Here is a 17,898-nt window from a genome sequence, read left to right on the forward strand (position 1 = left end):
CTCAGGCGGCCTGCGGGTGGCGCAGGCCGGGATGGTCCTCGGGCAGCGAGCGCCGCAGGACGACCCAGCTCACCAGCAGGCACAGCGCGACCAGCGGCCAGCTGAGCGCGACCCGGGCGATCGCCAGGGCGACCACGTCGCCCGACCACCACAGCGGGCCGAAGACGGCGACCCGGATGACGTACTGACACACCCAGACCCAGCTCGCCAGCGCATAGCCCCGCAGCAGGACGGGGTCGCGCCGCCAGGCCCCGCGCTGACGCAGCACCAAGCCGACGACCACGCCGAGCAGCGGCCAGCGGAACGCGATGCTGACCACCCACACCAGGGCGCTGGCCGCGTTGGCGGCGAGCTGGACCACGAAGAAGTCCTCCGCCCGGCCCGTACGCAGCGCGATCATCGCCGCGACCGCGACTCCGGCCACGCCCAGCAGCACCGCGCGCGGCTTGCGACCCTTCCGCCACTGCCACACGGCCACGATCGCGGCCACCGCGACCGCCACCACGGTCGCGATCCACAGCTCTCCGCTGACCAGCCAGCCGGCCGCGAACGCGACCGGCGGGACGGTGGCGTCGATCGCACCACGCGCGCCTCCGAGGAGGTCGGCGAGCGTCTCGGCGTCTTCGTTGCGGCGGTCGGTGGTCATCACGGGAGTAAGGCTAGCCTTACTTGCAAGGATCCGTGACGCCTCGGTCGGCGTCAGTGACTTCTCGGCCGACCCGAGCGACGCCTCGGCCGACGGGGCTGACGCCTCGGCAAAACTTCACCGGGAGGGCAACCGGTGGACGTACGTCGGCCATCCGGCGCCGCTTTGCTCTGAGCGCCGCTGCTCGGGCACGCGGGAGACGCCCTATCCAAGCGGAGGATTCAACGTGTCACACGAGCACCACCCCCACTCGCACGGGCCGGAGGGGCACCACCACGCGCACGGCCACGACCACACTCACTCCCACGAGGTCGACGAGATCACCCTCGCCGCCTCCTCGGACGCGTCCGACAGCGACCTGCGTCCCGCCGAGGTCACCCGGCGCAACCTGCTCCGCGCCGCCGGCATCGCGGGCGCCGTGACCGCCGGGATGGCGGGCATGACCGGGGTGACCCCGGCGATGGCCGAGACCGCCACGACCGCCACCGCGAAGAGCGGCAACCGAGCCACGATCCGGCACTGGCTGGCCGGCGACCACCACATCCACACCCAGTACAGCTCGGATGCGATGTACCGGGTCATCGACCAGGCACAGCACGGCGCCGCGTACGGCCTGGACTGGCTGGTCATCACCGACCACGGCGGCGCGACCCACGCCAAGCTCGGCGTCGACCTGGTCAACCCCGACATCGTGGCCGCGCGCAAGGTGCTCAAGGACACACTGATCTTCCAGGGCCTGGAGTGGAACATCCCGGCCGCCGAGCACGGCACCGTCTTCGTCGCGCCCGGCGCCAACGAGGTCGCGGTGCTCAAGCAGTTCGAGAACGACTACGACGGCTCCGTCAAGGGCGCCAGCGGCAACTCCCCGCAGAACGAGGCGCTCGCCGTCGCCGGCATCCAGTGGCTCGGCAAGCAGGTCGACAAGCGCCGCGTCGCGGACGCGCTCTTCCTGGCCAACCACCCCGCCCGCAACGGCATCGACAGCCCTCACGAGGTGCGGGCCTGGCGTGACGCCGACCCGCGGATCGCGATCGGCTGGGAGGGCGCGCCCGGCCACCAGGCGGCAGGACTGCCCGCCGGCTACGGCCCGGGCAGTGCCCGCGGCTACTACGGCAACTCCGCCGGCCCGAACTCCTTCCCCGGATACCCCGCGGAGTCCTACCGCTCCTGGGGCGGCTTCGACTGGTTCACCTCGACCGTCGGCGGACTGTGGGACTCGCTGCTCGCCGAGGGCAAGCCGTGGTCGATCAGCGCCAACTCCGACTCCCACGTCAACTGGGGCACCACCTCGCGCCGCCCCGACGGATCGGACTCGGCCGCCTTCAACGCCAACGGCCGCTACGGCGACCCGGTCTACGCCGGCTCCCTGAACACCACCGCCGGTGACTTCTGGCCGGGCTACTACAGCCGCACCCACGTCGGCGCCTCCGAGCGCAGCTACGGCGCGGTCATGAAGGGCCTGCGCAACGGCCGCGTCTGGGTCGACCACGGCGCGCTGGTGAAGTCGGTCGACGTACGCGTCGTCTCCTCCGACGGTGGCTCCGAGAGCCTGGGCGGCACCCTGAAGGCGAAGAAGGGCAGCCGGATCTCGCTGGTCGTCACCATCGCTGCCCAGGACGTACCGAACTGGTCGCAGTTCGTCCCGAGCCTCAACCGGGTCGACGTGATCCGGGGCGCGGTCGACCCGACGTACGTCTCCGACCGCGACACCTGGAAGGCGCCCGACACGAAGGTGATCGAGCAGACCGACACCTCGGGTCGCACCGGCACCTTCCAACTGCGCTACGACCTCGGTCGTGTCGAGGAGGCGTTCTACGTACGTGTCCGGGGCACCGATGCGAACCGGTCCCAGCCCGGCTACCTCGGCGCCGGCATCGACCCGGCCGGTCCCGCCATCGACGTCGTCGGCGACGCCGACCCGTGGGTCGACCTGTGGTTCTACACCAACCCGGTCTGGGTCGTCCCGACTCGATGACCACCCGACGCCTGGCCGTCGATGCCGACGCCCGGGACCTCGCCGCCGCCGAGCACCTCGTCCATCGCCTGGACGAGGTGCTCGGCGCGGGGCAGCCCGAGGATGCGTACGTCATCAGCACCCATGTCGTGCGCGAGCCGACCGGCCGCCTCGTCGCCGTCCTGGACTGGCCCGACGGCCCGACGGCCGAGGAGCTGACCGCGCTTCTCGCGGACCGACTCCCCGAGGCGTACGTCACCACCGACTCCCCCGCGATCGACGAGGCCGCCGCGCGCAGCGCCGGGCGGCTGGCCCGCTACCCGGGACGCACCACGATCGAGACCGTGACCACGGTGGCCGCCGTCGAGGCGGACAGCGTCGTCGATGTCGTCGAGGGCCTGGCCGGAATCTCGCTGGAACCCGGCGACACCCTCGATCTCACCGGTTTCGCGCGGCCGGTGTGGCGCGAGGGGCGCTGCGTACTCCTGGTCCAGCGCTCCGCCACCGGTCTGGTGCCGTTCGAGATGCGCCACCAGATCCCCTGCTGCTCGGACCACTGAGGCTCAGACCGACGCGGAGCCTCGCGGCAGCGGCGCCTCCCAGTGGCGCCACATCGCCAGCAGGCGCCAGCCGGCGCAGACGACGAAGGCGACGGCCATGACCAGCGACTGCGGCAGCGCGAGGACCAGGCCGAAGGCCACGACCGCGGCCCCGGCGAAGGCGGGGATGGCGTAGAAGACGCTGCGGCGCAGGATGATCGGCACCTGGCCGGCGAGCACGTCGCGGATCACCCCGCCGCCCACGCCGGTGGCCAGCCCCATGATCGCGGCCGCCATCGGGGAGAGCCCGTAGTCGAGCCCCTTGACCGCCCCGGCGATGACGAACAGCCCCAGACCGAGGGCGTCGAAGACGTTGATCATCGGCCCGAGCCGGCCCAGCGCGGGGTGGAAGTAGAAGGTCAGCAGACCGGCTGTCATCGGCACCACGAGGTAGCGCCAGTCGGAGAGCGCGGCGACCGGGGTCGCGCCGATGGCCATGTCACGCAGGAAGCCGCCGCCGAGGCCGGTGACGCAGGCGAGGACGATCACGCCGAAGATGTCGAGCTCCTTGCGGACCGCCATCAGGCCGCCGGAGAGCGCGAAGACGAAGCACCCGACCAGGTCGAGCACGAGGAGGGTCAGCGTCTGTTCCACCGACAAATGGTCGCCTCGCTCGCCCCAAAAACCCCAAATGCCACGGCCACGCGGCATGGGCACCCCATACGATGAAGGTCCGTGGCGTAGGGTCGTCACAACCCGTATCTAGAATTGAGAAGAGGATGTCAGCCGAAGGATTGCCCCTGACTCCGGGCCAGCTCGAAGAGCAGGCACCGGATGAGGCTGGACCCGTCCTTCTGCGGCTCATCTCGGTCAGTGACGATGGTTTACGCATGCTTCTCGTCGATGACGAGGACCGTGAATACACCGCCGACATCGACGACCGTCTCCGTGCAGCACTCGAGGCTGTGTCGACCCGCCGATCGGAGCAAACCGTGAACAAGACCCCGAGCAGCAGCCTGCGGCCCCGTGACATTCAGACCCGTATTCGTTCGGGCGAGAGTGCCGAGGAGGTCGCCGCTGTCGCCGGCACCACGGTCGAGAAGATCTTGGCCTTCGCCGGCCCCGTCCTCGCCGAGCGCGAGCACATGGCACAGCGCGCCCAGCAGGCTTCCGTGCGCCGTCGGCCCGGTGAGGCCGCCAGCACCGCCCGCACCCTGGGCGAGGCGGTCAGCGCCCACTTCCAGACGATGTACGTGGACCCCGAGTCGGTCAACTGGGACTCCTACCGGCGCCCCGACGGACGCTGGAAGCTCACCGGTGAGTACGAGACCCCCGAGCGCTCCGGCATCGCCGAGCTGACCTACGACGCCCCGGGCAACTTCGTCGAGCTCGACAACGACGACGCCCGCTGGCTGACCGGCGAGAAGCTCGAGGCCGCAGCGCCCGAGCCCGAGCCGATCACCGACGACATGCTCGCCGCGCGGCGTCGCCGCGCCCAGAGCTCGACCCCTCCTGCCCAGGCCCCGGCCGCGCAGGCTCCGGCAGCGCCGGCCGCGCCCGTCCAGGCGCCGGCTCCGGTCACTCCTCCCCCGGCTCCCCAGCCGGTCAAGGAGGCCAAGGCCGCCAAGACGGCTCACGTGGATGTCGACACCCCGCTCGAGGCGTTCTTGGGCGACGAGTCCCCGACCGGCAAGCAGGCGCCGGTCCCGGCCGAGCCCGAGCTCGAGCCGACGGTCGTCGAGCCCGCGGCCGCCGAGGCTCCTGCCGAGTCCGAGCAGCCCGACGAGGCTCAGCAGAAGCCGGCCAAGAAGTCGTCTGCGCGCCGCAAGCGCGCCTCGGTCCCGAGCTGGGACGAGATCATGTTCGGCGGCGGCAAGTCGGAGTGAACCGACTGGTGTGAACCCGTTCACGGACCGGCCATCGGCCGGTCCGTGTTACGTCGGCGACCCGACCCGACAGAGTCGGCAGCGGGTCGGGCGCAGTTCACGCGCCCCCGATGAAGTGAGTGGAGGCAAGCACTTCCACCCTTCTCGGAGGCCCCCCGATGCTCCTGCCCGACTCGCTGAGCCGACGCTCCCTCCTCTCCAGCACCGCCACGACCGGCTTCGCCGCATCCGCAGCCATGCTGCTCGGCACCGGCTCGATCCCCGCCGACGCGGTGTCCGTCAAGGGCGCCACGTCGCTCTCCGGCTACCCGTTCACCATGGGCGTCGCCTCCGGCGACCCGCTCCCCAACTCCGTCGTCCTCTGGACCCGCCTCGCCCCCGAACCGCTCGCCGCCGATGGTCTCGGAGGCATGCCGCCGGAGCCGGTCAAGGTCCGCTGGCAGGTCGCCGAGGACCCGCGCTTCCGCAAGGTCGTGAAGTCCGGCACCGTCACCGCGACCCCCAACTTCGGCCATTCGGTCCACCCGGAGGTCTGGGGCCTGCGTCCCGGCCGTGACTACTGGTACCGCTTCCTGGCCGCCGGCGAGGTCAGCCAGACGGGGCACACCCGGACCGCCCCGGCGTACGGCTCCTCGCTCTCGCAGATGAGCTTCGCCTTCGCCTCCTGCGCGCTCTACAGCCACGGCTTCTACACCGCTTACCGGCACCTGGCCGACGAGGACGTCGACGTCGTCTTCCACCTGGGCGACTACCTGTACGAGTCCGGCGTCACCCCCGAGAACAACTGGCGCAACACCCCGGTCTCCCCCGCTGTCAGCGGAGAGACGCTCGACCTGGCCCGCTACCGCCTGCAGTACGGCCTCTACAAGTCCGACCCGGACCTGATGGCCGCCCACCAGTCCCACGCGTTCGTGGTCGCACCCGACGACCACGAGATCGAGAACAACTGGGCCGACGAGACGCCCGAGGAGCGGAGCCAGTCCCAGGGCGAGCTGTGGATGCCGCGGCGTACGGCTGCCTTCCAGGCCTACTACGAGCACCTGCCCTTCCGCGCCAGCTCGCTGCCGGACGGTCCGGACATGCAGATCTACCGCAGCCTGCGCTACGGCGACCTGGTCGACTTCAACGTGCTCGACACCCGGCAGTACCGCGACGACCAGGCGTACGCCGACGGCAGCGACCCCGCCAGCCCGGAGCTGACCCCGGACATCTACGACCCGTCGCGCTCGATGATGGGCTTCGAGCAGGAGGCATGGCTCCAGCGCAGCTGGCGGCAGTCGACCGCCCGCTGGCAGGTGCTCGCCAACCAGGCGCCGATGGCCGAGACCGACCTCGACGAGACCGAGGCCAAGACCCTCTACATGGACCCGTGGGACGGCTACATCGCCAACCGCAACCGGCTCCTCGAGGGTGCTCGGACCAGCGGGATCGAGAACCTCGTCGTCATCACCGGAGACCGCCACCACAACTACGCCAGCAACCTGCTGGCCGACTACGATGACCCCGAGTCGGCCGTCGTCGGCAGCGAGTTCGTCGGCACCTCCATCGCCAGCGGCGGCGACGGCGCCGACATGACCACCGGCGGCGAGTCCCTGCTGCGGGCCAACGACCACCTGAAGTTCTTCAACAGCCAGCGGGGCTACGTACGCGTCACGGTCACGCCCGAGGAGCTCTCCAGCGACTTCCGGGTCGTGCCGTACGTCCAGCGCCCGGGCGCCCCGATCTCCACCCGCGCGACCTACGTCGTCGAGAACCGCCGCCCCGGCGTCCAGCTCGACACCCAGAACACCCCCGTCGGGACGAGGTACGCCGACGTGCCCATGCCGACGCTCAACGGCAAGCGCTAGCCGAACGGCAGCGGCTCGGGCACCAGGGAGACCGACTGGGCCCGGGCCGCGGTCAGCCGGCGGCGGTGGTGCTGGCGGCAGAGGACCTCGTAGGAGACCGCGCTGGGGGCCTCGTCGGTGTCGCCGACGACGACCTGGTCGCCCTCGGTGACCATGACGCCGTCCTCGACGCGGGCGTTGTGGGTCGCCCGCTTGCCGCACCAGCACAGCGCCTCGACCTGCAGCACCTCCGTACGGTCGGCGAGCTCGACCAGACGAGCGGCGCCCGGGAAGAGCCGGGTGCGGAAGTCGGTGAGGATGCCGAAGCAGAAGACGTCGATCTGCAGCTCGTCGGTGATCTTGGCGAGCGCCTCGATCTGCTCGGGCGTGTAGAACTGCGCCTCGTCACAGATCATGTAGTCGATCCGGGCGCCGTGGGTCAGCGAGTCGACGGCGTGGCGCCAGAAGTCGAAGTCGTCGGTGACCTCGATCGCGTCGTGGGTCAGCCCCAGCCGCGAGGTGACCACCGCCTCGCCGGAGCGGTCGTGGGCGGTGAAGATCAGCCCCACCCTGCCGCGAGCGGCGTGATTGTGGTTGGTCTGCAGCGCGAGGGTCGACTTCCCTGCGTCCATCGTCCCGGTCCAGAAGGTCAGCTCAGCCACTCACGGAAGCCTAGTGGTCCGCGCCCCGGCTCGTGGCAGGACCCTCATGGCTGGACTTGTTCCGTCGATAGTGGCGCGCGACTCGTGCCCGGTTGCCACAGCCCTCGGAGCACCACTCGCGCCGTGGGTGGTCGCGCACGAAGTAGAGGACGCAGCCGGGGCCACCGCACGCGCGCAGCTGGTGGGGCGCCTGCTGGGTCAGCACCTCAGATCCTTCCAGCGCGACCAGGTTCAGCTCCCGCTGCAGGCCGGAGCCGTCGGTGCGCCACCCGCGCTCGTAGCCGCCCTGCCGGCCGTGGCGCAGGGTGGGTGCGCAGTGGGACACGAACTCGTTGAGCACCGCGAGCGCCGCTTCGGCGCTGAGCCCCTCCGAGACGCTGTGCGGCCGGCTGTCGCCGGTCACGTCCGCGGCCAGCCGGCGCAGGGCGTCCCGCAGCGCCCGAGCCCGGCCATGGTCGTGCTCGTCCAGGTCCGGATGGCACCCGAGACCCGCCACCTCTGCCCAGGCGCGGAGATGCGCCACGCTCTCCAGCGAGTCACGGACGGTGGTCCGCTCGGCCCAGATCGTGTTCATGAGGCGTACGGCCCGGGGTTGGGTCGGATACAGCACGGGCACCTGCAACTCCACGGCCACCTCTTCCGTCATCGATCTAATGGTCAGTCTAGGTCTCAGTCGTTATGTGGTCACGCGCGACGGCCAGCTGGGCCTCGAGCTGGCTGATCCGTTCGGTCAGCTCCGCGACGGTGTGCCTGGCGGCCGCCAGGGGCACCAGCTGCGGGATGTGCTGCTTGCAGTTCCAGTCGTACGCCTCGACGTCGATCAGGATCCCGCGCTCGACCCGCGCCGAGCTTCCGACCGGAGCCAGCGAGTCGACCAGCTCGGGGTCGTCCTCGAGCTCGACGACCCGCGCGCGGCCGAAGATCTTCATCCTGGCCTGCAGCTGGTAGTCGATCAGGAACAGGGAGACCCGCTCGTCGTGATCAAGGTTGCCGCGGGTGATGTACTGCCGATTGCCCCGAAAGTCGGCGAACCCCAGCGTGGTCTCGTCGATCACCTTCAGGAACCCGGGCGGCCCTCCGCGGTGTTGCACGTAGGGCCACCCGGTCTCGCTGACGGTGGCCAGGAAGAAGCTGTCCCGCGACGAGATGAAGGCGGCCTCGCCCCTCCCGATCCGGTCCGGCACGCTGTCGGTCCCAGCCATGCGTGCGTACGCCGCGGCGCTCCCGTGGATCGACTGATGCTCTGCCACCAGCGGCGTGAACGCGACCTGCCCGTAGTGCCCGGTCATCGCCGGCCCTCGACTCTGTGCTCACCCATGACAAACCCTTCCGTCCGGAAACAGCGAGTCGCTGCTAATGGATATACATGATGTAACCATTAGCAGCGACCGGCATTCCCGTCCGGCGGAGGTTTTCGCGCCGGGGCGCCTGGAACAGGGCTAGGAGACCAGCAGTGGGATGAGCATCTCGTCGGGCGTCAGTGATCCGTGCAACCCGACCAGCGTCGTCTCGTACTGGAACAGGCTCGTCGAGACCACCGCGTGCTCGCCGTGGGAGGCGACGATGACGTCGCCGAGCCGCGGCAGCACCGACGGGGTGACCGGCCCAAACCAGCCGCGCCGGATCGCGGTCTCCCGGGTCATCACGTCGGCCTTGTCCCCCAGCGTCTCCGACCAGGTCGCGACCACGTCGTCGACGGCGCCGCGCGAGCAGTAGAGATGCCGGAAACGCGCCTCGCCGCCGACCAGCGCGACCCCGTGGCGCAGCTCGGGGAAGTCGTCGATGTCGGTGCGGGAGGTGGCGGGCGAGTCGACCATGCCGTGGTCGGCGAGCACCAGGAGGCGTACGGACGGGTCCAGGGCGTCTCGCAGCTGCTCGGCCTCGGCGTCGATCATCGAGAGCTGCTGCAGCCAGGGCGAGGAGGCGACGCCGTACTTGTGGCCGGTCCAGTCCAGGTCGCCGTCGTAGAGGTAGGTGAGCGACCCAGGCACCCGCGAGAGCGCGACCGCCGAGGCGATCCGCTCACCGACCCGGTCGGCTCCGACGAACTCCGCGCCCCGGTGGGCGGCGATGGTCAGTCCCGAGCCGCCGAAGACGCGCTTGTTGATCACGGTGACCGGCACGCCGGCCTCGCTCAGGCGCTGGAAGACGGTCTGGTTGGGCTGCCACTCGACCGGGTCGATGTCCTTGCGCCACTGCAGCGCGTTGAGCAGGTGCTCGGTGCCCGGGATCCGGGAGGTGTAGCCGACCAGCCCGTGTCCGCCGGGCGTCAGCCCCGTCCCGAACGAGGTCAGGCTGGTCGCCGTCGTCGACGGGACCCCGGCCGTACCGTCCTTCTGGTTCTCGCTCAACGAGGCCAGGAACGGCGCCGCGTGAGCGTAGCGGCGCAGCAGGTTGGTGCCCATCCCGTCGACGAGGAAGACGACGTACGCAGCGGCCGACGGCAGCTCGAGACCGGATCTCGCCTCGGAGGTGCCCAACGGGACGTCCATGGCGGCGGCGACCGCCGGCAGGACATCACCCAGTGAGCGCTCCCCGTAGGCGGGGGCGAGAAACCCGGTCACCGGCCCCTCACCGGCTGTGGGTGCGAGCCGAGAGCGATTCCGCGAAGGAGAGCAGGCGGTCGACCGAGTCGTGACCGTCGGCGGCGGCCGAGACGCGCAGCGAGAAGTCGTCAGGGGTGAGCACGCCGGTGTAGCCGTGGTCGGCGTCGCAGTTGGGGTCGGAGCAGCCCGCGGGCTCGAGGTCGACGCGGTTGACGCCGCCCCAGCCGATGGTCATGACCACCTCGGCCGGCTTGCTCGATCCCTTCGTCGGGTTGGTGATCATCCGTGTCACTACAACGGAGTTCACCGAGTCGATGCGTACGGCCTCGGTCGAGGTCGAGGTGTAGGGCTCGGGCAGGAGGTCGTCGCCGGCGTGCTCGTCGGTGTGGGCCAGGATCAGCCGCGTCGGGGTCAGCACCAGCACGGAGAGGTGGCGGCGCACCTCGTCACGGTCGAACGTCGGCTCGTGGTGCAGGAAGAAGGAGGACACCTTCTCTCCGGCCACTGCGGAGGCGACGCAGTCGGCCACCACCTCGGGGTAGTAGCCGGTGCGGTCGATCTCGGCGCGCAGGTCGTCGGCGCGGTCGAGATCATCGGTGCGGGTGCTCATGACACCCATCCTTCCACGGCGTCCCACGGTGGCCTAGCCGGGCAGTGTGTCGCCCACCGCGGGGTTGAGGCGGCGTACGAACCAGTCGGAGCGCGGATCGGCGACCAGGTCGACCCTGGCGCCGGCGGTGAGGACGGCGGATCCCTCGAGCCCGACGAGGACCAGCGAGAGGTCGAGCGAGGAGATCTGGGGCAGGTCGTTCTGCAGCTGGGCGACCCTGAGGACGAGCCGCTCGATCTCGTCGACGTCGACCATGTCGCCGCCGCGGTAGCCGAAGAGCATCGGCGCGGCCTTGATCTCGCGCACCATCGAGGCGGCATCGCGCTCGGACAGCGGCGGGATCCGGTAGGCCTTGTCGGCCACCAGCTCGGTGATCGGGCCGGCGATGCCGAAGGAGACCACCGGGCCGAACAGCGGGTCCTCCATCGAGCGGATCGCGACCGGGACGCCCGGAGGCGCGGTGCGCTGCACGGTGAACCCGCCGGTCTCGGGCGGGATCCGGCTGGTGATCAGGTCCCAGGCCTCGGTCATCTCGTCGACGTCGTCGATGTTGCGTACGACGTGGGCCTGGTCGGGCCGCTCCCGGACGCTCTCGACGGTCGCCTTGAGGACGACACCCCAGCCGAGGTCCTCGCCGGCGGCGATCGCCTCCTCGAGGGTGCTGACGCTGTGGGTGTTCCACAGCTTGATGCCGTAGGCGGCCAGCACCATGCCGAGGTCCTCGCGGCTCAGGTCGCCCCCGGCCGGGCGCGCGGCGAGCACGTCGGTGACGATCTTGCGCGCCGTGCGCGGGTCGCACTCGTCGGTGCTGAGCCACGGGGTCTCGCCGTCGGCGGACCGCAGCCACACGGCGTACTCGACGACCTTGGCCAGGGCGCGTACGGCCGACTCCACCGAGGAGTAGGACGGGACCGAGCCACGACCGGCGGTCGAGCCGGCGACGTCGGGGACACGGAGCAGTTCGGGGACACCCTCGGCACCCAGGAAGCTGGTGACCAGCGGCTTGTCGGACTGCTCCCCCACCGCGGCGAGCACGTTGGCGATCTCCTCGCCGGAGACGTTGAGCGGCGGGATGTAGACCGAGATCACCGCGTCGACCTCGGGGTCGTCGATGGCCGCGTCGAGCGCGTCCTCGAAGTCCTCGGCGCTCGGCTCGGTGGGCAGCGGGACCTGCTTGTTGACCTGCAGACCCGCCGAGACGGCGGCGTCGGCGGCCAGCAGGCCCAGGGCGTCGGAGTTGCCGACGATGGCGACCCGCCGGCCGCGCGGGAGCGGCTGGTGGGCGAGGAGCTGGGCGACGTCGAACATCTCGTCGAGGGTGTCGACCTGGATGATCCCGGCCTGGCGGAACATCGCGTCGACTGCCGCCGGCGGGGCGCTGATCTTGCGGACCGCGTGACCCATCGGCACACCCTGGGTGGTGCGACCCGAGCGGACCGCGACGATCGGCTTGCGCAGCGAGACGCGGCGGGCGATGCGGGAGAACTTCCGCGGGTTACCGATCGACTCCAGGTACATCATCACGACCTCGGTCGAGACGTCCTCCTCCCAGTACTGCAGGAGGTCGTTGCCGGAGACGTCGGCGCGGTTTCCGGCGCTGACGAAGGTCGACAGGCCCAGGCCTCGGTTGTTGACCTTCTCCAGGATCGCGGAGCCGAGCGCACCCGACTGGCAGAAGAAGCCGGCGCGGCCGCGCGGCGGCATCGTCGGGGCGAGGCTCGCGTTGATCTTGACCTGCGGGTCGGTGTTGATGACGCCGAGCGCGTTGGGCCCGATCAGCCGCAGCCCGTAGGAGCGGGACAGGTTCACCAGCCGCCGCTGCCGCTGGCGGCCCTCCTCGCCGGTCTCGGCGAAGCCGCTGGAGATGACCACGAGCCCGTGCACGCCCTTGGCGGCACAGTCGAGCACGACGTCCTGGACGGCGTCGGCGGGCACCGCGACGATCGCCACGTCGACGTCGTCGGGGATGTCCTGGACGCTCTTGTACGCCGGCATGCCGCTGACCGCGGTGGAGCTGGGGTTGACCATGTAGACCCGGCCGGTGAAGTCACCGATCACCAGGTTGCGGACCAGCGCCTGGCCGACGGTCTCCTGCCTCCGGCTGGCGCCGATGACCGCGACCGAGCGCGGGTTGAAGAAGCGGTGGATCGAGGCGGACTCGGCCTCGTGCTCGCGCAGGGCCAGGCGGCCGACCGCGGTGTCGGTGACGTCGATCCCGAACTGCAGTGAGATGACCCCGTCCTCGTAGACGCTGGCGACCTTGTAGCCGGCGTCGCGGAAGGTCTGGATCATCCGCGCGTTGTCGGGGAGCACGTCGGCGGTGAACTTGGTGACTCCGCGCTCACGCCCGGCCTGGGCGAGGTGCTCGAGCAGGATCTGCGCGATCCCCCGGCCCTGGTAGTCGTCCTCGACGAGGAAGGCGACCTCGGCCTCGCCGGGCTTGACCACGTCGTAGCGCCCGACCGCGATCATCCGGCCTCTGAGCGTGAGGATGAAGGCGACGCGGTCCTTGTGGTCGACCTCGGTGAAGCGCGCGACATCGCGGGCGGACAGGTGCGGCATCGGCGAGAAGAAGCGGTAGTACTTCGACTCGTCGCTGACCCGGTGGTCGTAGAAGTCGACCAGCAGGTCCTTGTCCGCCGACCGGATCGGCCTGATGTGGGCCGTCCGACCGTCGCGCAGCAGCACGTCCGCCTCCCAGTGGGAGGGGTACGGCGGGGTCTGCTGCGCGGTCACGAGAGAAATCTAGCGGGAGAGCCCAGGTTCTCGCGCGCAGCAGCCGCTGATCAGTGACGTACGGCGTTGGCGCGGTCGCGCTCGTTGAGCACCCGCCAGCCGTCATAGTCCCAGTTCCGCGCCAGCTTCTGGGCGTGCTTGGGAGCGTCGCCCTCATGATTGCGGATGACGAGTTCGCGTACGGCGAACTCCACCGCCTCCTGGGGCGTGGTCGTGCCGGAGATCCGCTGGATCTCCTCGAGCAGCTCGGTGTCGAGCTCGATCTGGGTGACAGCCATCGTCAGCACCTCCATGTGCATCAGCGGTTGATGTCCTGGTCCATCCAGAGTACGCGCCCGATGGGCGACGAGAGGCCGGTCCGGCTAGCGCCCACTCATACCGTAGGCGCGGGTCACGGTGGCGACGCGCACCTGGTAGTCCTCGTACCAGAGGCTGCGACCGGTCTGTTGCGCACGACGGTGCTCGGCGAGCGTCTTCCATGACCGGGCGGCCTGCTCGTCGGTCCAGTACGAGACGGTGATGCCGAGGCCGTCCCGGGCCGACTCGATGCCCAGGTACCCCGGCTGCTCGGCGGCGAGCTCCTCCATCCGAGCGGCGGTCTCGGCGTAGCCCTCGCCGGTCGGCGTGCGCAGCGAGGTGAAGATGACGGCCGTGTACGGCGGCTCGGGTGTCTGCGCGATGCTCACCGACGGCCTCCTGCGATGGCGTCCAGCGGCTCGGTGCCGGGCTCGAGAGGCAGCCGGAGGGCGCGTACGGCGAACGAGATCGCGTGGTACCAGCCGGCCAGCAGGGTGAGTTCGACCGCGGCGTCCTCGCCGGCCGCGTCGACCAGCGCGGACCAGGTCGTGTCGCTGATGTCAGCGTCCGCATGCAGCTCGTCCACCGCCCGCAGCACCGCTCGGTCGGCCGCCACCCAGCAGGGGTCTTCGGGGGCCCCGTGGGCGAGCGAGGCGAGCTGCGCGGGATCGAGCTCGGCCTTCTCGGCGAAGTGGGCGACATGGACGCCCCACTCGTAGTCGGCGCCGCAGAGCGCCGTGGTGCGGTCGATGACCAGCTCGCGCTGGCGCAGGTTCAGCGCCGAGCGCCGGGAGAAGTAGTGGCGGCCCCAGCCGGCCACTCCGTGGGCCAGGCCGGGACGCCTCGCCATCACCCGGAAGAGCTGGATCGGCGGACCGAGAAGGTCCAGGGCGGCCTGGGTCTCCTCGTCGTAGGGCGGACTGACGGGAGCGACCCGGGGTTGCTTCGATTTCAGAGGCATGCTCGGATGCTAGCCTCGGCGCTTCGGAAAGGAAAGCAATTATGACGACACCGATGCCGGGCCGGCCGGTCCGCGGTTCCCGGACGGGTCGGCCGATCATGGTGCTCCTCGACCTGCTCGGCCGCCGCTGGGCGCTGCGGGTCCTGTGGGAGCTCAGCGACGGCCGGGCGATGACCTTCCGCGAGCTGCAGCACGCCGCAGGCGACATCTCCTCCAGCGTGCTGACCGCCCGTCTCCAGGAGCTGGCCGAGGCCGGTCTGGTCACCCACGACGGCGGCTACGACCTCACCGACCACGGCAGGAGCCTGCTCGACCTGATGACACCGCTCGACGCCTGGGCGAAGGAGTGGTCGGCAGACCACTGACCGTGCTCTTACGGCGAGCCCGGTGGCGGACTCGCACAGGGATTCGAGACAATGCCCCTTATGGCACGCGGCAAGACCAAGCAGGACGTCCCCGACGACTTCGAGGAGCACATCCTCGACACCGACATCGGGGACGAGATGCGGTCCTCATTCCTGGAGTACTCCTACTCCGTCATCTACTCCCGGGCACTGCCCGACGCCCGCGACGGTCTCAAGCCCGTGCAGCGCCGGATCCTCTACACCATGAACGACATGGGCGTACGTCCGGACCGCGGCCACGTGAAGTGTGCCCGCATCGTCGGTGAGGTGATGGGCAAGCTGCACCCGCACGGCGACGGCGCGATCTACGACGCCCTGGTCCGGATGGCGCAGCCGTGGGCGATGCGGCTGCCGATGATCGACGGGCACGGCAACTTCGGCTCCCCCGGCGGTGACGACCCGGCTGCCGCGATGCGTTACACCGAGGCCCGGATGGGCCCGGCGGCGCAGGCGATGACCGATGACATCAAGGAAGACACGGTCGACTTCCGGCCCAACTACGACTCGCGGGAGATGGAGCCGAGCGTGCTCCCCGCCGCGATCCCCAACCTGCTGGTCAACGGAGCCACCGGCATCGCGGTCGGCATGGCCACCAACATGGCTCCGCACAACCTGGTCGAGGTCATCGCTGCCGCGCGCCACCTGATCAAGCACCCCGGCGCCGAGCTCGACACGCTGATGAAGTTCATCCCCGGCCCCGACCTCCCCACCGGCGGCACCATCGTCGGCCTGGACGGGATCCGGGATGCGTACGAGACCGGCCGCGGCTCCTTCAAGATCCGCGCCACCACGCGGATCGAGCCGTTCGGGCGCCGCAAGGGCATCGTGATCACCGAGCTGCCGTTCAACATCGGCACCGAGAAGATCATCGAGCGCGTCAAGGTCCTGGTGCAGTCCAAGAAGATCCAGGGCATCGCCGACCTCAAGGACCTCACCGACCGCGAGCACGGCACCCGGCTGGTGATCGAGGTCAAGAACGGGTTCGTGCCCGAGGCCGTCCTCGAGCAGCTCTACAAGATGACGCCCCTGGAGGACTCCTTCGGGATCAACAACGTCGCGCTCGTCGACGGGCAGCCGCGCACGCTCGGCCTCAAGGAGCTGCTCGAGGTCTTCCTGGGACACCGCTACGACGTCGTCCGCCGCCGTTCGCAGTTCCGCCGCGACCGGGCCGCCGACCGGCTGCACCTGGTCGACGGGCTGCTGATCGCGATCCTCGACATCGACGAGGTCATCCAGCTGATCCGCTCCTCCGACAACGCCGGGGAGGCAAAGGAGCGGCTGATGTCGGTCTTCGACCTGAGCCAGCCCCAGGCGGAGTACATCCTCGACATGGCGCTGCGCCGGCTGACGAAGTTCTCCAAGATCGAGCTGGAGAAGGAGCGCGACGACCTGCGCTCGACGATCGAGTACCTCGACTCGATCCTCGGCGACGACGAGATGCTGCGGAAGGTCGTCTCCGACGAGCTGGGCGAGGTGGCCAAGACGTTCGGTACGCCGCGGCGCACCGTCCTGCTCGCCTCCGCCGGCACGCCAGCGCTCGAGGCGATGAGCCTCGAGGTCGCCGACGACCCATGCTTCGCGCTGCTCTCCTCGACCGGTCTCCTGGCCCGCTCCTCGGACGCCGAGCCCTTCTCGACCGGCTCGGGCCGCGCCAACCACGACGTGATCGTCTCGGTGGTCCCGGCGACCGCGCGCGGTCAGATCGGCGTACTCACCTCCCGCGGCCGTCTCGTACGTCTCGGGGTGCTCGACCTGCCGGCGCTGCCGCCGACCCACGGCGACCCGAACCTGTCCGGCGGCCTGCCGCTGTCCGCGCTGCTCTCGCTGGAGTCCGACGAGCGCGCTCTGGCGCTCACGACGCTGGCCACCGACGGTCCCGGCATCGCGCTCGGCACCAAGCTCGGTGTCGTCAAGCGGGTCAACCCCGAGGTGCTGCTCAACAAGGACGAGTGGGAGGTCATCAAGCTCGCCGACGGCGACGAGGTGGTCGGCGCCGCCCAGCTGCGCACCGGCACCGAGTCGTTGGTCTTCGTCACCTCCGACGCTCAGCTCCTGCACTTCCCGGCGGACGTCGTCCGCCCCCAGGGCCGCAGCGCCGGCGGGATGGCCGGCGTCCGGATGGCCCATGGGTCCAAGGTCGTCTTCTTCGGCGTCGTCTCCCCCGACGCCCCCGAAGGTGCCGCGGTCGTGACCGTCGCCGGGTCGTCGAGCGCTCTGCCCGGGACCGAGACCGGCTCGGTGAAGACCACGCCGTTCAGCGAGTACCCGGCCAAGGGCCGGGCCACCGGCGGCGTACGTGCGCACCGCTACCTCAAGGGCGAGGACTCGATCGTCTTCGCCTGGGTCGGCGCCGCTCCCGCGATGGCCGCCGCGGCCTCCGGGGCGCCCATCGACCTGCCCGAGGTCGACCCACGCCGCGACGGCTCCGGGCTCCCGCTGGAGCAGCCGATCGACGCCGTCGCGGGCCCGGTGGCTCACACGTTCCCGGTTGCGGCCGGGTAGGTGTGGCTGCTGACCGAGGTGACTCGGTCAGCGCTCGCTTCCCTCGCGGAGTTCCACGAGGGAAGTGGATGCTCACCGAGGTACCTCGGTGAGCATCCATCCCCTCAGCGCAGCGCGATGGGGTTCACCGGTGCACCGACGGCTCCGGTGACCCGCAGCGGTGCCGCGGTGAGCAGGAAGTCATAGCGACCGTCCTCCGCGCACGCTGAGGCGAGTCCGTCCAGGTCCCACATCTCGGCTCCCCTCTGTTGTCAACCAGTGCTCGCGAGGGGTCCGGCCGCCGGGCTCTTCGGGGTGGAGGGTGGTGCGGCGTAGCGTCGGGTCTGCGG

General features: G+C 70.4%; 18 protein-coding genes. 6 read left to right on the plus strand and 12 right to left on the minus strand.

The window, feature by feature from the left end; genetic code table 11:
- Position 1: 1 nt before the first annotated feature.
- Positions 2–646 (minus strand): DUF3159 domain-containing protein, encoded by a 645-nt coding sequence (locus ABTX24_RS19605; protein ID WP_350841958.1) that lies wholly within the window; start codon positions 644–646, stop codon positions 2–4.
- A 226-nt stretch (positions 647–872) separates the two neighbouring features.
- Between ABTX24_RS19605 and ABTX24_RS19610 the strand changes: the two genes are divergently transcribed.
- Positions 873–2,621: a histidinol-phosphatase gene (locus ABTX24_RS19610; protein WP_350841936.1), complete on the plus strand. Its 1,749-nt coding sequence runs from the start codon at positions 873–875 to the stop codon at positions 2,619–2,621.
- Positions 2,618–3,160 (plus strand): hypothetical protein, encoded by a 543-nt coding sequence (locus tag ABTX24_RS19615; protein ID WP_350841938.1) that lies wholly within the window; start codon positions 2,618–2,620, stop codon positions 3,158–3,160. The genes ABTX24_RS19610 and ABTX24_RS19615 overlap by 4 nt, the downstream gene beginning before the upstream one ends.
- Positions 3,161–3,163: 3 nt before the next feature.
- On the opposite strand, the gene ABTX24_RS19620 is transcribed toward ABTX24_RS19615, so the two are convergent.
- Positions 3,164–3,793, minus strand: a complete 630-nt coding sequence (locus tag ABTX24_RS19620) for a trimeric intracellular cation channel family protein (RefSeq protein ID WP_160024201.1) — start codon at positions 3,791–3,793, stop codon at positions 3,164–3,166.
- 125 nt (positions 3,794–3,918) lie between these two features.
- Between ABTX24_RS19620 and sepH the strand changes: the two genes are divergently transcribed.
- Both sepH and ABTX24_RS19630 read left to right on the plus strand, forming a co-directional pair.
- Positions 3,919–5,025, plus strand: coding sequence for a septation protein SepH (sepH, locus tag ABTX24_RS19625; RefSeq protein WP_350841940.1), 1,107 nt, complete (start codon positions 3,919–3,921; stop codon positions 5,023–5,025).
- Between the two features lie 158 nt (positions 5,026–5,183).
- Positions 5,184–6,872 (plus strand): alkaline phosphatase D family protein, encoded by a 1,689-nt coding sequence (locus ABTX24_RS19630; protein ID WP_350841942.1) that lies wholly within the window; start codon positions 5,184–5,186, stop codon positions 6,870–6,872.
- On the opposite strand, the gene ABTX24_RS19635 is transcribed toward ABTX24_RS19630, so the two are convergent.
- From ABTX24_RS19635 to ABTX24_RS19675, 9 genes are all read right to left on the minus strand, one after another.
- On the minus strand, positions 6,869–7,513 hold the full coding sequence (locus ABTX24_RS19635) for a thymidine kinase (RefSeq protein ID WP_141794014.1): 645 nt from the start codon (positions 7,511–7,513) through the stop codon (positions 6,869–6,871). The genes ABTX24_RS19630 and ABTX24_RS19635 overlap by 4 nt on opposite strands.
- Positions 7,514–7,523: 10 nt before the next feature.
- On the minus strand, positions 7,524–8,159 hold the full coding sequence (locus tag ABTX24_RS19640; RefSeq protein WP_350841944.1) for a CGNR zinc finger domain-containing protein: 636 nt from the start codon (positions 8,157–8,159) through the stop codon (positions 7,524–7,526).
- A gap of 16 nt (positions 8,160–8,175) precedes the next feature.
- Positions 8,176–8,802: a pyridoxamine 5'-phosphate oxidase family protein gene (locus ABTX24_RS19645; protein ID WP_160024205.1), complete on the minus strand. Its 627-nt coding sequence runs from the start codon at positions 8,800–8,802 to the stop codon at positions 8,176–8,178.
- Between the two features lie 150 nt (positions 8,803–8,952).
- Positions 8,953–10,077 carry an alkaline phosphatase family protein gene (locus tag ABTX24_RS19650; RefSeq protein WP_160024206.1) on the minus strand — a complete coding sequence of 375 codons (1,125 nt, stop codon included), beginning with the start codon at positions 10,075–10,077 and terminating at the stop codon, positions 8,953–8,955.
- Between the two features lie 7 nt (positions 10,078–10,084).
- A complete protein-coding gene (locus ABTX24_RS19655) occupies positions 10,085–10,669 on the minus strand; it encodes a DUF5998 family protein (protein ID WP_160024207.1) in 585 nt (194 codons plus the stop codon).
- 33 nt (positions 10,670–10,702) lie between these two features.
- Positions 10,703–13,405 (minus strand): bifunctional acetate--CoA ligase family protein/GNAT family N-acetyltransferase, encoded by a 2,703-nt coding sequence (locus ABTX24_RS19660; RefSeq protein WP_350718052.1) that lies wholly within the window; start codon positions 13,403–13,405, stop codon positions 10,703–10,705.
- Positions 13,406–13,455: 50 nt separating this feature from the next.
- Positions 13,456–13,683 (minus strand): type II toxin-antitoxin system VapB family antitoxin, encoded by a 228-nt coding sequence (locus ABTX24_RS19665; protein ID WP_350841946.1) that lies wholly within the window; start codon positions 13,681–13,683, stop codon positions 13,456–13,458.
- 84 nt (positions 13,684–13,767) lie between these two features.
- On the minus strand, positions 13,768–14,091 hold the full coding sequence (locus tag ABTX24_RS19670) for an antibiotic biosynthesis monooxygenase family protein (protein WP_350841948.1): 324 nt from the start codon (positions 14,089–14,091) through the stop codon (positions 13,768–13,770).
- Positions 14,088–14,663, minus strand: coding sequence for a carboxymuconolactone decarboxylase family protein (locus tag ABTX24_RS19675; protein WP_350841950.1), 576 nt, complete (start codon positions 14,661–14,663; stop codon positions 14,088–14,090). Before ABTX24_RS19675 ends, ABTX24_RS19670 begins: the two co-directional genes overlap by 4 nt.
- Before the next feature lie 41 nt (positions 14,664–14,704).
- Between ABTX24_RS19675 and ABTX24_RS19680 the strand changes: the two genes are divergently transcribed.
- Positions 14,705–15,028: a winged helix-turn-helix transcriptional regulator gene (locus ABTX24_RS19680; protein WP_350718063.1), complete on the plus strand. Its 324-nt coding sequence runs from the start codon at positions 14,705–14,707 to the stop codon at positions 15,026–15,028.
- Between the two features lie 60 nt (positions 15,029–15,088).
- Positions 15,089–17,569, plus strand: a complete 2,481-nt coding sequence (locus tag ABTX24_RS19685) for a DNA gyrase/topoisomerase IV subunit A (RefSeq protein ID WP_350718064.1) — start codon at positions 15,089–15,091, stop codon at positions 17,567–17,569.
- A gap of 104 nt (positions 17,570–17,673) precedes the next feature.
- On the opposite strand, the gene ABTX24_RS19690 is transcribed toward ABTX24_RS19685, so the two are convergent.
- A complete protein-coding gene (locus ABTX24_RS19690) occupies positions 17,674–17,802 on the minus strand; it encodes a hypothetical protein (RefSeq protein WP_350841952.1) in 129 nt (42 codons plus the stop codon).
- Between the last annotated feature and the right edge of the window lie 96 nt (positions 17,803–17,898).

The sequence above is a fragment of the Nocardioides sp. NPDC127514 genome, from assembly GCF_040302125.1.
Classification (GTDB): Bacteria; Actinomycetota; Actinomycetes; order Propionibacteriales; family Nocardioidaceae; genus Nocardioides.